The sequence below is a fragment of the Bacteroides sp. AF34-31BH genome, from assembly GCF_003602795.1.
Taxonomy (GTDB): Bacteria; Bacteroidota; Bacteroidia; order Bacteroidales; family Bacteroidaceae; genus Bacteroides; species Bacteroides uniformis.
In genome coordinates this window covers 113345-128052 of record NZ_QTLV01000014.1, presented here as the reverse complement: position 1 = coordinate 128052, position 14708 = coordinate 113345, and the positions used below count along the sequence as shown (strand labels likewise).

Annotated in this window: 17 protein-coding genes; all 17 read left to right on the top strand. The window is 36.9% G+C overall.

Annotation, left to right across the window (positions count from 1 at the left end; translation table 11 throughout):
* Positions 1-116 precede the first annotated feature (116 nt).
* A complete protein-coding gene (locus DWZ67_RS17740; protein WP_009038229.1) occupies positions 117-1643 on the top strand; it encodes an oligosaccharide flippase family protein in 1527 nt (508 codons plus the stop codon).
* A 4-nt stretch (positions 1644-1647) separates the two neighbouring features.
* The gene (locus DWZ67_RS17735) at positions 1648-2613 is read left to right on the top strand and encodes a glycosyltransferase family 2 protein (RefSeq protein WP_009038230.1); all 966 of its coding nucleotides are present in this window, start codon (positions 1648-1650) and stop codon (positions 2611-2613) included.
* An 11-nt stretch (positions 2614-2624) separates the two neighbouring features.
* Positions 2625-3851, top strand: a complete 1227-nt coding sequence (locus DWZ67_RS17730; RefSeq protein ID WP_232281782.1) for an EpsG family protein — start codon at positions 2625-2627, stop codon at positions 3849-3851.
* A gap of 8 nt (positions 3852-3859) precedes the next feature.
* The gene (locus tag DWZ67_RS17725; protein ID WP_009038232.1) at positions 3860-4942 is read left to right on the top strand and encodes a glycosyltransferase; all 1083 of its coding nucleotides are present in this window, start codon (positions 3860-3862) and stop codon (positions 4940-4942) included.
* Between the two features lie 12 nt (positions 4943-4954).
* Positions 4955-6130 carry a glycosyltransferase gene (locus tag DWZ67_RS17720; RefSeq protein WP_009038233.1) on the top strand — a complete coding sequence of 392 codons (1176 nt, stop codon included), beginning with the start codon at positions 4955-4957 and terminating at the stop codon, positions 6128-6130.
* A complete protein-coding gene (locus tag DWZ67_RS17715) occupies positions 6127-6525 on the top strand; it encodes a hypothetical protein (RefSeq protein ID WP_317126637.1) in 399 nt (132 codons plus the stop codon). The genes DWZ67_RS17720 and DWZ67_RS17715 overlap by 4 nt, the downstream gene beginning before the upstream one ends.
* Entirely contained in the window at positions 6443-6619 is a 177-nt protein-coding gene (locus DWZ67_RS20630) for a DapH/DapD/GlmU-related protein (RefSeq protein WP_317126636.1), read from the top strand. The genes DWZ67_RS17715 and DWZ67_RS20630 overlap by 83 nt, the downstream gene beginning before the upstream one ends.
* A gap of 29 nt (positions 6620-6648) precedes the next feature.
* Positions 6649-7806: a glycosyltransferase family 4 protein gene (locus DWZ67_RS17710; protein WP_009038235.1), complete on the top strand. Its 1158-nt coding sequence runs from the start codon at positions 6649-6651 to the stop codon at positions 7804-7806.
* A 176-nt stretch (positions 7807-7982) separates the two neighbouring features.
* Entirely contained in the window at positions 7983-8132 is a 150-nt protein-coding gene (locus DWZ67_RS20505; RefSeq protein WP_229075440.1) for a putative toxin-antitoxin system toxin component, PIN family, read from the top strand.
* Positions 8133-8265: 133 nt separating this feature from the next.
* Positions 8266-8874 (top strand): sugar transferase, encoded by a 609-nt coding sequence (locus tag DWZ67_RS17695; RefSeq protein WP_009038237.1) that lies wholly within the window; start codon positions 8266-8268, stop codon positions 8872-8874.
* 6 nt (positions 8875-8880) lie between these two features.
* Positions 8881-9843, top strand: a complete 963-nt coding sequence (locus tag DWZ67_RS17690; protein WP_009038238.1) for an acyltransferase family protein — start codon at positions 8881-8883, stop codon at positions 9841-9843.
* 21 nt (positions 9844-9864) lie between these two features.
* Entirely contained in the window at positions 9865-10509 is a 645-nt protein-coding gene (locus DWZ67_RS17685) for a serine O-acetyltransferase (protein WP_009038239.1), read from the top strand.
* A gap of 1 nt (position 10510) precedes the next feature.
* Positions 10511-11260: an SDR family NAD(P)-dependent oxidoreductase gene (locus DWZ67_RS17680; protein ID WP_009038240.1), complete on the top strand. Its 750-nt coding sequence runs from the start codon at positions 10511-10513 to the stop codon at positions 11258-11260.
* The gene (locus tag DWZ67_RS17675) at positions 11257-12081 is read left to right on the top strand and encodes a 1-deoxy-D-xylulose-5-phosphate synthase N-terminal domain-containing protein (RefSeq protein ID WP_009038241.1); all 825 of its coding nucleotides are present in this window, start codon (positions 11257-11259) and stop codon (positions 12079-12081) included. The genes DWZ67_RS17680 and DWZ67_RS17675 overlap by 4 nt, the downstream gene beginning before the upstream one ends.
* On the top strand, positions 12068-13033 hold the full coding sequence (locus tag DWZ67_RS17670; protein WP_009038242.1) for a transketolase family protein: 966 nt from the start codon (positions 12068-12070) through the stop codon (positions 13031-13033). Before DWZ67_RS17675 ends, DWZ67_RS17670 begins: the two co-directional genes overlap by 14 nt.
* Before the next feature lie 3 nt (positions 13034-13036).
* On the top strand, positions 13037-13267 hold the full coding sequence (locus tag DWZ67_RS17665) for an acyl carrier protein (protein ID WP_005832318.1): 231 nt from the start codon (positions 13037-13039) through the stop codon (positions 13265-13267).
* Positions 13268-13272: 5 nt separating this feature from the next.
* The gene (locus DWZ67_RS17660; RefSeq protein WP_120028781.1) at positions 13273-14706 is read left to right on the top strand and encodes a class I adenylate-forming enzyme family protein; all 1434 of its coding nucleotides are present in this window, start codon (positions 13273-13275) and stop codon (positions 14704-14706) included.
* Positions 14707-14708 lie beyond the last annotated feature (2 nt).

Sequence of the window (14708 nt, the reverse complement as noted above, 5' to 3'; positions counted from 1 at the left end):
AACTAACTAAATTTCAAATATTTCAAAGAACTCTTTTAGATTTTAATGGGACAGTAATGATATTCAGTATAGATTAATGTTCTATCTTTGGTAGGTGTCTGAATACAAAAAATTTTATGAAAGTAACCCAGTTGCATAAGAATTTTATATCCAACATTCTTGCACTGATTGCTAATGTGGTTGTAGGAATATTGTATACACCATATCTGATTCGTTCATTAGGTGTAGCAGCTTATGGAATACTGCCATTAACATTGGTTATTAATCAATATATCAGTGTATTAACTGGCTCATTGAGTGGTGCTCTGACACGATTTTATTCCATTGCATTGCAGCGGAATGACACTGAAAGAGCTTCTAAATGTTTAAGTACGATAATGGGGGTTTTTATTATATCCATTATCATATTGTTTCCCGTACTATTTGTATTTATAGATCATTTGGAGGACTTATTTAATCTTCCAATTGATCAGTTTAGGAGTGCGAAATTTTTGTTTTTGTTTACTATTTGCAGTCTTTTTACTTCTTTGTTTTCTTCATCGCTGAATGTAACGCTGTATGCGGAAAATAAACTAGATTTGATGAATTGGCTGAAGATAGGACGGACTTGTCTAAAGTTTGTTTTAGCTATTCTCTTTTTCAGTTTTTTAGATAAGAATGTGGTATATATAGGCGTGGCTAATTTAATAACTGAAATACTGGTTCTCTTGTTCAGTTATATCTTGTTCAGGCAATCAAGAAATAATCATATCACTATAAAAATTAGTTTATTTGATAAGACATTATTGGTATCCATTTGGGGAATGGCTTTGTGGACTATAATACATCAAATGGGAGATGTAGGGATATATCGGATTGATAATATTATAGTAAATAATAGTTTTGGTATAAGTGATTCTGGAACTTTGGGTGCTGTTTCTGAATTTGGAGTTTATGTAGGTTTAGTGGTCTCTGTGATAGGCTCATTGTATGGTCCTATTATTTTAAAAGCTTATGCTAAGGGAGAACATGATAAAGTGCAGAATATAGTACTCAATAATTCGCTTATTGTAGGGTCGCTGTCTGCAATTATGTGTGGCATCATGATGGGAATGGCGTCGAATGTGCTGACCTGTTGGCTTGGTTCTTCCTTTTCTGAATATGATAGGTGGCTTACATTGAAATTATTACCGTTACCTTTTTTTGCTGCTGCGGGTATTTATGCATTTTCAAATAGAGCGTGTAATATCGTTCGATATCCAGCTATTATAACCGTAATGATGGGAATATTGAATGTGGGGATTCTATGGTTTATTTCTCATTTTGTGTCAAAAAAAGAAATGAATACTATTGATATAATTTCATTAATGTTATGTTTCTCTTCATTTATTGTAATAATTCAAAGTTTTACACTTAATTCTATCTTTTTTTTAAAAACATATCCGGATAGTAAGCATCAAGTGGTAATCATATTTTTGAAAATTTGCTTAGTGCTGATTATGGCTTATACTTTTTCTAAATCTATAGCTTATTTTTGTATAACCTCTAATATGCTTGAATTAGTTGGATTATTTTTGATTTCGGGAATTTTATTATTGTCTTTAGTTTATCTTTTTTTCTTTAATAAAGTGCAAAAAAAAGCTCTTGCTGAATTGATTAAATAATATCATGAAAATATCTGTAATTATACCAGTCTATAATGTAGAGCGATATATTGCTCGTTGTCTTGACTCGATTTTAGCTCAAAGTTTTCAGGACTTTGAAGTTGTGATAGTGGATGATTGTGGTACTGATAACTCTATGATGATTGTTGAGCAATATGCATCAAAAGATGATCGTTTTGTTGTACGTCACAATAAGCAAAATATGGGATTAATGTGGACACGTCGGGAAGGTTATTTAAACGCGCGGGGAGAATATTTTGTTTTTTGTGACAGTGATGATTATCTGTTACCTGATTCTTTGGGATTGTTATATGAAGCGATCTGTTCTACTCAGGCAGATATTGTAGTATCATCATACGTTAGACATACCTTTAGAGGGAAAAATGTAGTTCAGTACAATAAGCTATCGTACGGTGAGGATCGCACTTCTGTTTATAAATCATTGTTATCCGGAGAAATGTCTCATTCTTTATGGGCAAAAATATTTTCGGCAAAACTATTCCGAGATTATTTATATGAGACGAAAGTTCATCAAACGAATAGTGAAGATGCGCTTCTTTTTTATCAAGTAGTGGAGCATGTAAAAAAAGTAGTTGTCATTCAGGAGCCTACTTATTGTTATGTATTCAACTCCACATCATCTATTATGAGAGATACTCGAAGTAAACTTCCACAAATTTTGTTTTTTCAACATTGGCAATTTAATTTTTTGAAGTCGAAAAATGATTTATCGGAATATCTTATTAAATCAACTATTTTGAAAAGAGTCGATTTAATGAAGTATAACGTAAGTAGTCATATACTCTTTCCGGAAGAAGATTTACGAAAGTATATTTCCTTACATAATTTATTGAATATATTCCCTCTTTTTCAGGCTTTCATTTTATATTTAAAAATTAATTGTTTCTTTTTTCCGTATTTGGCTAATTTGAAATATGAACTACGAATGTGGATTTTACGAAATTTCTGACTATGTAATTCATGGTAAATAAAGATGTGTTTGGAAAAAGAATGTTTTTGGCATTTCTTTTTTTGATAAATCCATTTCTTGCATTTTGTTTAGCTGTTTATCTGCTATCCAAACAAAAAGAAGCATTTACAACCGTTGTCATTGTTCTGTTCTTTGGACTTTTGGGTTATACCTGCTTACCTTTTTCAACAATGGACATCACTCGTCATTATGTGATGTTTGATAAAATGAAACAAGCTGTTTCTTTTTCGGATTTTGTCTTTTATGAGTCCCTATCGGAGAAACCTGATTTTTTTTTAGATTTGTTATATTGGACATTAGGAAAATATGTTAATACGCATCAAATTGTAGGATTTCTGGGAGCATCTATTTATTATGGTTTTATGGTAGGGATTATACGAAATTGGTGTAGTGTTTTGTCCATACAATCATCGAAGATATTTCTGCTTTTACTGATTATGTTTTTGGCTTTAATTCCTATATATGAGTTTTCGGGTATGAGACAAGGGAATGCGATTATGATATTCTTATATATCATAACAAAATCTGAAATGTCTATGCTAAAACGTGGATTATTGTTGATAATACCTTGCTTGTTGCATTTTTCATTATATCCCATCGTTGCATTATACATTTGTGCTTGTATGGTGAAGAAGAAGATACTTTGGATTATAGCATTATGTATGATGTCTGCTTTCTTTTATTTTACTCCATTGATGGCTTGGTTGATGAATATCTGTTCTTCTATGGGAGGAATGGGTGCCGGGATTGCCGAAAAAATAGATGCTTATCTATTTCAGGGTGAAGTGGATTCAGCATTGTATTCTGGTTCTGTTCTTCGTTTTTTTATTATTTTAGGATTGCTTTTCTTCTATCCGATAATTGCTTATTCTGTGAATAGAAAGATTGAAAAAGGGAGTTTTTTTGAAAGATTTCATAATTTTTTCATCTTGTTTTTCTCTTATCTTTTTTTTTCATCATCTTCATATATTCTCTCTCGCAATTTGATGATGTTCAAACTATTAATCGTACTGTATGTTGTTTATGCGCTTTATACATTTGCCTTCAAGTGGTATTTAAAAAGGTTGTTGATTTGTTTGTGTCTTATAGTCTGCATATCAGGACCTTTCTCTTTCATTCTTGGGAGGGAGTATAGAACATTGAATTTTTCTTTGTTTACATCAAATATAATAGAATTGCTAAGTATAAAAACTAATCCTGAAGGATATTCCATTTAATAATTAAGATGAAAACTCTCTTTCTTATAACCTCTTTAGAGCAAGGTGGTATTGAAACATATCTACTTAGATATTTGGAATATTTTCAAGAACATGAAGCTATTGTGATTTGCAAATCGGGTGGTTTGGGAGAACTTTATCCCCAATATACTCAGATGGTAAGAGTTATCCCTATGTATTTTTCATATTTTGGTGGTGTTCGGTATTATAGATATTATAAATTGCTGAAAAGGGAGCAGGTCGATACGGTTTGCGATTTTACCGGGAATTTTGCAGGACTACCTCTTTTTGTAGCTTGGTTCGCGAGGGTAAAAAAGAGAATCGCATTTTATCGTGGTTCTACAAATCATTTTAGGGAGACACGTATTCGGTTACTCTATAATGCTTGTATGAGAAAACTGGTATCAGTCTTTGCTACCAAGATACTTTCAAATTCAGTAGCAGCACTTGATTTTTTCTTTCCTAAACGTGACAGGACGTCAGATAGATTTGATGTTATCTATAATGGAATGGACATGAAAAAGTTGTCAAAACTGGAAAAGAAACGGTTACGCCAAGAATTTGGTTTGCCTTCTGATGCTTTTGTTGTAGGGCATACAGGACGCTGTAATGAGGCAAAAAATCATGATACCATTTTGAAGGTTGCTTCTGAACTTTGCCATAAGTATAAAGATATTCATTTTGTATTGGTGGGTAAAGGAGTGAAAGAGAAATACGAAATGATGGTTCAGCAGATGGGGTTGAATAAACAAATTCATCTGCTTGGTTATAGGGATGATGTTCTTCGGATTCTTCCATTATTTGATTTATATTATTTCCCGTCGCTGACAGAAGGGCAGCCCAATGCTCTGATTGAAGCTATGGCTACAGGGTTGCCTTTTGTTGCTTCTGATATAGCTCCGATAAAAGAATCGGTTCCTCCTGCAATTCGTTCATTGCTTCTTCCTCCTTGTGACAGTGAAAGGGCTGTGAAAGTGATAGAACGAATCTATAAAGGGGAGAGTGACGGAGCGGAGTATATGTGTAAAGAGTGGGCGCAACAGCATTTTGATGCGGATGAATTGTTCGCTAAATTTAGAAGAGAGTTATAATCTTAATTATCTATGGACTTGGTTTTTTGTACAGAAGCACGTTTTGTGCGTAGGTCTTCAGGGGTAGTGTACAGTATTGATGGGGGGCTTACTAATAGTTTATGGGAACGTTATTTGCGTAAGTTCGGCCATGTGTACGTAATGGCGCGTGTGCTTCTTGATGATGATTATCCGATAAACGATAAGTATTTGGCATCGAATGAACGAGTTTCGTTTATAGATTTGCCGTATTATGTCGGACCTATACAATATTTGAAAGTACGTAGAAAGCTAAATAAGATAGTTGCAGCGAATTTAATGTCTGGATGTGTTTATATTTGTCGGGTTCCAGGGGAAATAGGGACACTTATGGCAAGGCATTTGAAAAAAAATGGGATGCCTTATGGGGTGGAAGTGGTAGGAGACCCATGGGACGTATTTGCTCCTGGGGCTGTTAGACATCCACTTCGTGTGTATTTTCGTTATAGGGGGACGCATGATTTGAAACAGACTGTTGCTCAAGCAAATGCTGCTCTTTATGTTACAGAATATCAGTTGCAAAAGCGTTATCCGATAAGTAATTCAGTCTTTAGCATTTCAGCATCAAATGTACAGATTTGCTCTTGTAATTTACCGTCTTCAGGAAAAAAATTGTATAAAAAGAAGGAGTACAATCTGTTGTCGGTAGGTTCTTTGGAACAAATGTATAAGGCGCCTGATGTGGTTTTGCAGGCGTTGGCATTGTTAAAGACCAGAGGGGTGGATTGTAAGTTGACATGGTTGGGGGAAGGTAAGCATAAAGAGGCAATGCGGAAATTGGCATCAACATTACATATTTCCAATGATGTGATTTTTAAGGGAAATGTAAGCCGGGATGAGGTGGATGAAACATTGAGGAATACTGATCTTTTTCTGTTAGTTTCACGTACTGAGGGATTGCCACGTGCCTTAATTGAAGCAATGGCTATGGGATTGCCTTGTATTGGTACCCAAGTGGGGGGGATTCCTGAATTGTTGGATGAACAAGTGTTGATTCCGGTTGATGATTCGCAGGCTTTAACCGATAAAATTGAGTTCTTGTTGAACCATATAGAGGCGATAGACAAGCAAGCAAGTAGAAACTATGAATTTGCCAAAAAATATTATGATTCTATTCTTCAACAAAAGAGAGAATCGTTTTATCAATACCTTATTTCTATCGTAAAATGAAGCCTTTTTCTTTTCAACATAAACTTGGACGTGTGCTTTTGTCATGGATTCAACACTATAATCACGAAAAATATTGGAAACGGCGAGATATCGTAATTAATCCCAATGATAAAACTTACCTTTTACTAAAACTATATTATTTATATTACATCAAACGTACAGATGCTTATCACAATTGTTCTTTTGGAACTAACTTAAATTCCGGAGCTTATTTTGCAACTCCTCCCCACCTTCCTCATGGACCAAAGGGGATTATAGTGGGACACGATGTTCGCATAGGAGCAAATAGTATTATATATCAACAAGTTACAATTGCACAGGGGGGGGGTAAAAATACTAAACAATGTATTGATAGGAGCTGGTGCGAAGATATTGCCCGGTGTTTCAATAGGTAATAATGTTAAAGTGGGTGCGAATGCGGTAGTGGTGGAAGATGTACCCGATAATGCAACTGTGGTATTGCCGAAACCGAGAATCATTTTGAAATGATGGAGCATTGGAATGGAAAGATAGTTCAGATGAAAAAGAATAATAGAAAGAAGTTTTATATAGTGACTACTGTACCTGCATCATTAAACTTCTTTAAAGGGCAATTGGCATATTTGAGCAATGATTTTGAGGTAGTTGCTATCTCGTCTGATAAAAAAAATCTTGAGCACTTTGGTGAGGGAGAGGGAATTGATACTTATCATATCCCAATGGAGAGGCCGATTTCACTTTTGAATGACTTTAAAAGTCTCATAAGGTTCTTGTTTTTCTTCAGCAAAAAGAAGCCTGATATTGTACATGGAAATACCCCTAAAGGAAGTTTTTTGTCGATGATAGCAGCTAAACTGACAAGTGTGCCTGTAAGAATTTACATGTGTCATGGACTCAGGTATCAGGGATATGGCGGTTTGATGAGAACTTTGTTGAAAACAATGGAGCGTGTCTCATGCTATTGTGCCACAGAGGTTCTTTGTGTGAGTAATGGGGTAAAAGCAACATTAATGGAAGACGGCATTTCTAAAGCATCAAAATTGAAAGTTATTTGGAATGGGAGTGCCAATGGTATTGATACTGATAGGTTTGACAGGAAGATGGTTTCTTTGGAGGCACTTTCTTCTATTGCAAATTCTGTTGATAGATTTGTTTTCTGTTTTGTTGGGCGCATTGTGAAAGATAAAGGGATAAACGAACTGGTATCAGCTTTTAATAGATTGTCTGCTATATACAATGATATAAATTTGATGTTGATTGGCCAGTTTGAGGATAATGATAACCCGGTAGATAAAACTACTAAGGAAGACATACATTTGAATTCTAAAATTCATTTTTGGGGAATTCAAAAGGATGTCAGACCATTTATGTGTGCTTCTGATGTGTTTGTTTTGCCATCGTATAGGGAAGGATTTGGAATGGTGCTCATGGAGGCCGGTGCATTAGGTGTTCCATGTATAACCACGGATATAAATGGTTGCAACGAAATAATCCAAGACGGTGTGAATGGAAGGATAATTCCGCCACGTGATGAAGAAGCCTTGTATGAGGCTATGAAATGGATGTATGAGCATCGGAATGCAGAAGTAAAAGAAATGGCAAAACGCGCCCGTCCGATGATTATAGAGCGTTATGAGCAGCATAAAGTTTGGGAAGCACTATTGGAAGAGTACCGCTCTTTGGACAATAATGTCTGATTTTGTTTTAATATTCCAATAACTAATATCTGATGAAGACAAATTGGAATTGAATCGTGCACTTGCTGCTGAGGTGAGAGGCAGCAAATTGAAGCGGTTGTTGGATGTCTTGAAAACAAATGAGATTTTGCAAGAAGATATTGATTCTGAAGTAGAAACGGTAAGACAAGAAAATTATGAAAAGCGACTGCAAAACGAGAATCATTATTGATACAAATCTTTGGATTAGTTTTTTGATTGGCAAAAAATTGGCTGGTTTTTTGGATTTCTTGTCTGATGAAAAGGTTGAACTTGTTGTTTCAAATAATAACCGTAATGGAGTTTGATGTATTGGCTTCTTCATCGGGCTATTCCTTTTTTGTACATGAAGATTTTGAAGATTATTATCATCTTGTTGTCAGAGAATAATTCTTTAAAATATATAGATACGATTTCTTCTTAGTGTATAACCATTAAATCATGTATTCTCATTTTTTTAAGAGGGTGATTGACTTCATCCTTGTGTTTTGTGTGTTGGCTTTGATTTGGCCGATATTGTTTCTTGTTGCCCTTTGGTTGCATTTTGCCAATAAAGGTGCTGGAGTCTTTTTTACTCAGGAACGCCCAGGAAAACATGGCAAAATATTCCGTATTATAAAGTTTAAGACCATGACGGATGAGTGGGATGCGGAAGGGAATCTGTTACCGGACGTACAGCGTTTGACTAAAGTGGGTAGGTTCATTCGTTCTACAAGTATTGATGAGTTACCACAGTTGATTAATGTCTTGAAAGGGGATATGGCTTTGATAGGTCCTCGTCCCTTACTCCCCCAATATCTTCCTTTATATAGTAAGGAACAAGCCCGACGACATGAGGTACGTCCTGGTATTACGGGGTGGGCGCAGGTGAATGGGCGTAATGCCATCAGCTGGACACGGAAGTTTGAATTGGATGTGTGGTATGTGGAGCATTGTTCATTTTTACTTGATTTGAAGATAATGCTTCTGACAGTAAAAAAAGTGTTTACAAAAGAAGGTATAAACCGGGGAATGGAAGTTACAATGCCCTCTTTTACCGGTGACAATTAAGTGTATATGAAGGAAAGAAATATTAGTATAGATATACTAAAATGCTTTGCTGCGATATTGATTACAAATTCTCATATGGGAATCTTGTATGGTAATTATAGTGTATTGGCTACGGGGGGAGCTATAGGTGATTCTTTATTCTTTTTCTGTAGTGGTTTTACTCTTTTCCTTGGAAGGATGGGCAGATTTGATAATTGGTATAAACGTAGAATCAATCGGATATATCCTACTATTTTTGCTTGGGCTATTTTGACCTCTTTTTTCTTTCATAATCATAATGACATGAAAGATGTGCTTTTAAGGGGGGGGGGATGGTTCATTAGTTGCATAATGATATATTATGTTTTCCTTTACTTTATTCAACGATATTTTCTTCATAAATTGATAGATGTCTTTTTGATATTTGTATTAGTTTGTGTGTGCTGGTTTTTCACATTTGACAGAGGTTTGGGATTTAATATGTATGGTGGTTCTGTTTTGAGATATGGTTTTTCGTTTTTGCCCATGTTGTTGGGGGCAATAATTGGCATTTCTAAAAAAGACTTTCATTTTTGTTTTAAATTTGATTTTATAAAACTGATGTTGAATGTGGCGCTGTATTATGGCATTATGTTTTTGACTACAAAAATGACTTTGGTGCGGGAATGGCAAATAATATCTCTGATTCCTTTATTGTTTATTACATATTATTTTTATAAAGTATGTAATAGTCTAATTTTAAAATCTTGTTTTGAACATAGAATTTGGGGATGGGGTATCAAGTTTATAGGTGGGCTCTGTTTAGAAATCTATTTAGTACAGTCTCCACTTTTTACGGATAAGATGAACGCTGTCTTTCCGTTGAATATTCTCATAATGTTCTTTATCGTATTTGGGGTAGCGTATATATTAAGATGCGCTTCTCGAGTGTTTGCACAAACTTTTAAAGAACAAGAGTACGATTGGAAAGAGGTGATTAAAATGATATAGTTTAATAGATAATGTAGAATAATGCGGGATATTGCTATTTATGGTGCGGGTGGTCTTGGAAGAGAGATTGCTTGTGTATTGAAAAAGATTAATATGGTTACGCCAACTTGGAACTTACTTGGTTTTTTTGATGATGGTTTAGAAGTTGGAACAAAGAATGAATACGGTGAAGTGCTAGGTGGAATGAATGTGCTGAATTCGTATATAGGTTCGTTAGCCCTAGTGATAGGGATTGCTAATCCTGTTGCTATCCAGAAGATTGTGAGTAATATCATGCTGGAACGGATAGAATATCCCAATATAATTTCCCCTGATGTAAAATATATGGATGAGAATAACTATTCTATTGGAAAAGGCAATTTTATTAATGTTGGGTGTCTGTTGAGTTGTCATGTGCGGATAGGGGATTTTAATAATTTTGGTGCTTTTTCTACAATAGGTCATGATACTCAAATAGGTAGTTATAATGTGATAATGCCTTCAACTCAAATTTGTGGCTGCGTTTCAGCTGGTGATATTAATTTCTTCGGTATAAGTTCTATTGTGTTACAAGGATTAAACGTAGGTCATAAAGTAACAATAGGTTGTCATAGTGTACTGATGACCGATGCTAAAAGTGAATATACTTATTTTGGGAATCCAGCAAAAACGATAATAAAAAAGTAGAATGGGAGAATTAAAAGGAAAGACTGCCCTCATTACGGGTTGTAATCGAGGTATAGGCAAGGCAATAATGCAAGAACTGGTTGCCGATGGAGCCAATATTGTAGCTTGCACTCGTAAACAGACAGCTGAGCAGGATGCTTTTTATAGGCAATGCCAATCAGAATATGGAATACAGATATATCCTATCTATTTTGACCTGTCTGATGAGGATGCCATACGGATTGCTTTAAAAGAAATATACTCTTTAAAAATTGTCATAGATATACTTGTGAATAATGCCGGTATATTGAATACGGATGGGTTACTCCGATTGAAGATGGAAGATGCTCATAGGGTGATGCAAGTGAATTATTTTGCTCCCCTGCAGATTACACAAGGAATTGTGAAATTGATGTTGCGCTCAAAATCGGCATCTATAATCAATGTGGCATCTATTGCAGCCTTGAAACCGACTGTGGGTAACACTGTATATGGAGCCAGTAAAGCAGCCCTTATAAGTATGACTACTTGTTGGGCAAAAGAACTTGCTTCAGCCAAGATTCGAGTGAATGCTGTAGCACCGGGGTATCTTGATACGGATATGAGCACCTCTGTTGATAGCAAGGTGATGGGGCAACTGGTTAATGATACATCATTGAAAAGATTGGGTACTGTGGAGGAAGTGGCTAAAGTCGTTTCATTTCTTGCCAGTGATGATTCGTCATATATTGACGGTGAAGTTATAGAAATTACGGGGGGATATAGAATATGATTGAAAATAAAATAATTAGCCTGGAAAAAGATTGTTATGATATGAAACTTAAGGCTCTTGAAATGGCTTTAAGTACGGGCAGTAACGGTTCTCATATAGGTGGAGCTTTCTCTGCTATGGAGATATTTGCAACGCTCTATTCGGTAGCCCATGTAGATGATACATTTGACGAGAAAAGGGACCGGATAATCGTCAGTAAGGCACATTGCGTTTTAGCCTACTATACGGCTTTGTGGAAGAAAGGCCTGCTGTGTGAGAAAGATTTATCCACATTTGATAAGAATGGTACCTCTTTTCATGGACACCCACATCGGAATTTAACTTATGGAATAGAATTTTCGGGAGGTAGTCTTGGCTTGGGGCTATCTTATGCTGTAGGAGTAGCTTTGGCTATGCAGAAAAAGCACCAGAGTAATAAAGTCTATGTGCTATTGGGTGATGGAGAGTGTGACGAGGGAATCGTATGGGAGTCATTGATGTCTATTGCAAATTTCAAACTGAATAATCTTATAATCATTGTAGATAGAAATGGCTATCAACTAGATGGTCCTACCAAAGAAATCATGAACCAATACTCTTTGGAGGAAAAGTTCAAGTCGTTTGGTTTGGAAGTGGAGGTCGTAAATGGGCATTCTATAGAGGAGTTGCTATGCGTTTTGAATAAGCCATCTGATGTATCAAGGGTGATTATCGCAGATACAGTAAAAGCGAATGGCATTTCATTTCTGATGAATAATAAGATGGCGCATCATTGCGTGTTGTCATTGAAGAAATATGAAAAAGCTGTAGAAGATATAAAAGCAATGTATGATGGGAAATAGTAAGATTAATCCTAAGATTTATTCAGCTTTAGGACAAGGTGGAAGTATGTTTGGTATTACATTGCCCGATGTGGCTCGGAAAAAGGATAATGTGATTGTTCTCTCGGCTGATATGTCAACACCTGCCGGACTTGATAAATTTAAATCCTTGTATCCAGACAAGTTTTTCAACTTAGGAATTGCTGAGCAAAACATGATTGGAGTGGCAGCTGGATTGACGGATGAAGGATATAAAACAATATCAGTAGCCCAGGCTTGTTTTGTTTCAATGCGTTGCTTTGAACAAGTCCGTCAATTCTTGGGGTATATGCATTCGGCACAAGTTCTTGTGGGGATTGGTTCCGGATTTTCGTTGACACTAATGGGAAATACCCACTATGCGTTGGAGGATATTTCATTGATGAAAACAATTCCCGGTATGACGGTGATAGCTCCTTGTGATGCATTGGAGGCAATGAAGGCTCTTGAAGCTGCAGTACAGTTGGAAAGCCCCGTATATATTCGCTTGTATGGGGGAACTGCAACTCCTATTGTCTATCACGAGGATTTTGATTTCAAAGTGGGCAAGTCTGTCACTCTGCGAAAGGGGAAGGATTTGCAGATCATAGCTACCGGAAGTATGGTGTATATGGCTATGCAGGTAGCTGAAATTTTAGCAGGGAAAGGAGTTTCTGCTTCTGTTGTCGATATGCATACTGTCAAACCTCTGGATATTGAAGTTATAGATTTTAATGCGCCTTTCATTGTTTCTCTTGAAGAACACCGTATGGTTGGAGGTATGGGCGACTCCTTGGCAGATTACTTATCACAATATAACTCACATCCTAAATTGCTGAAAATAGGAGCTTCGGATAGTTTTTCCATAGTGGGTGACTATCCTTATATGATGGAACAGAACGGATTATCAACTGATAAAGTCGTAGAACGGATTATGTCATTTATAAATAGATAGATTATGAACGTAAAAGAAAAAGTATTTGAGATTGTAGCTTCTGTCTGTGAAACGGAAGTATCCAATGTTAATGAGAATAGTACAATCGGTGATTTTCCCCAATGGGATTCTATGGGACATTTGACAATCCTTTCTAATGTAGAAGAGGCCTTTGATATCAATTTTGAGCCGGAAGAGATGATGGATCTGGAAGATGTCCATGATATCATAGCAGCTGTGGAGGAAAAGTTGTAATAATTATGGTGATAGAGGAAATCATATATCGGCATTCAATTACTTCTCCCGAAAAGACGGCCGTCATTTCGGGGGAAGTGACTGTCTCTTATCGTGTCTTGTGGAACAATATCAAGCATACGGCTGCCTATTTCATTTCTAAGGGAGTGGGAAAGGGCGACCGGATCATTGTCTCTGCAAGTAAAAATATAGATTTCATTTATGCCTATTTTGGAGCGCATCTGGCAGGGTGTATTTGTGTCCCGATTGATCCGGAGACCAATGTAACCCGTCTGGAAAGGATCATTGATTGTGCAGCACCTTCCATGATTATCGGCGAGCTACGCAATAAAGGGGGACATGAGGTGCTTCCGTTCACAGAGATAGGATTCGATAAGGATTTTGATGTGGTTTTTCCTCAAGAGAGGGATATTGCCGACCTTCTGTTTACTACCGGTACCACCGGTATGCCCAAAGGGGTGGTTTTGTCCTACTCCAACCAATTGTCCGCTGCAAATAATATAAATACTTTCATAGGGAATACTTCCGAGGATATTGAATTGCTGGCTTTGCCTATCAGTCATTCTTTCGGCTTGGGCCGGCTGAGATGTGTACTGGCTAAAGGCGCCACTCTAATCCTCTTGGGCAGCTTTGCCAGCATGAAGAGATTCTTCGGTGAGATAGAAAGATGCAGGGTCACTGGTTTTGGTATGGTGCCTGCCAGCTGGGCCTATATTGCCAAGATGAGTGCGGATAGGATTGCCCGATATGCCTCCCAATTGAGGTATATAGAGATAGGCAGTGCATTTATGCCGAAAACTGAGAAAGAGAGATTGATGCGTCTGTTGCCTGATACCAAGATATGTATGCACTATGGGTTGACCGAAGCTTCGAGAAGCGCTTTTATCGATTTCCATACCGATATGGAACATTTGGATTCAGTGGGCAAGTCTTCTCCCGGTACGGAAATTGTCGTTTGTGATGAACAAGGAAATTTACTTGCGGCAGGGCAGGAGGGCGAGTTGTGCGTAAAGGGCGGACATGTGTGTGCTGGCTATTGGGGAGTATCAGAAGATATCTTCAGGAATGATTTTTATAACGGCTATTTCAAAACCGGAGATTGGGGCTACATTGATCACTCCGGCTATATATACCTGAAAAGCCGTAAAAAGGAGATTATCAATGTCGGCGGGAAAAAAGTCAGTCCGATTGAGGTCGAAGAGGCCTTGAACTCCATTCCGGGTATTGAGGAGTCTGCATGCATCGGTGTGCATGATGATGTGATGGGAGAAGTCGTGAAGGCTTTCATCGTTGGCTGCCTGACGGAAGAGGATGATGAAAGGGTCCGGAAAGAGATGGCGGCTCTGGTGGAGAATTATAAGATACCGGTCTATCTGGAACATATTGATAGTATTCCCCGAACAACATCGGGCAAGATACAACGGTTATTATTGAAATGATT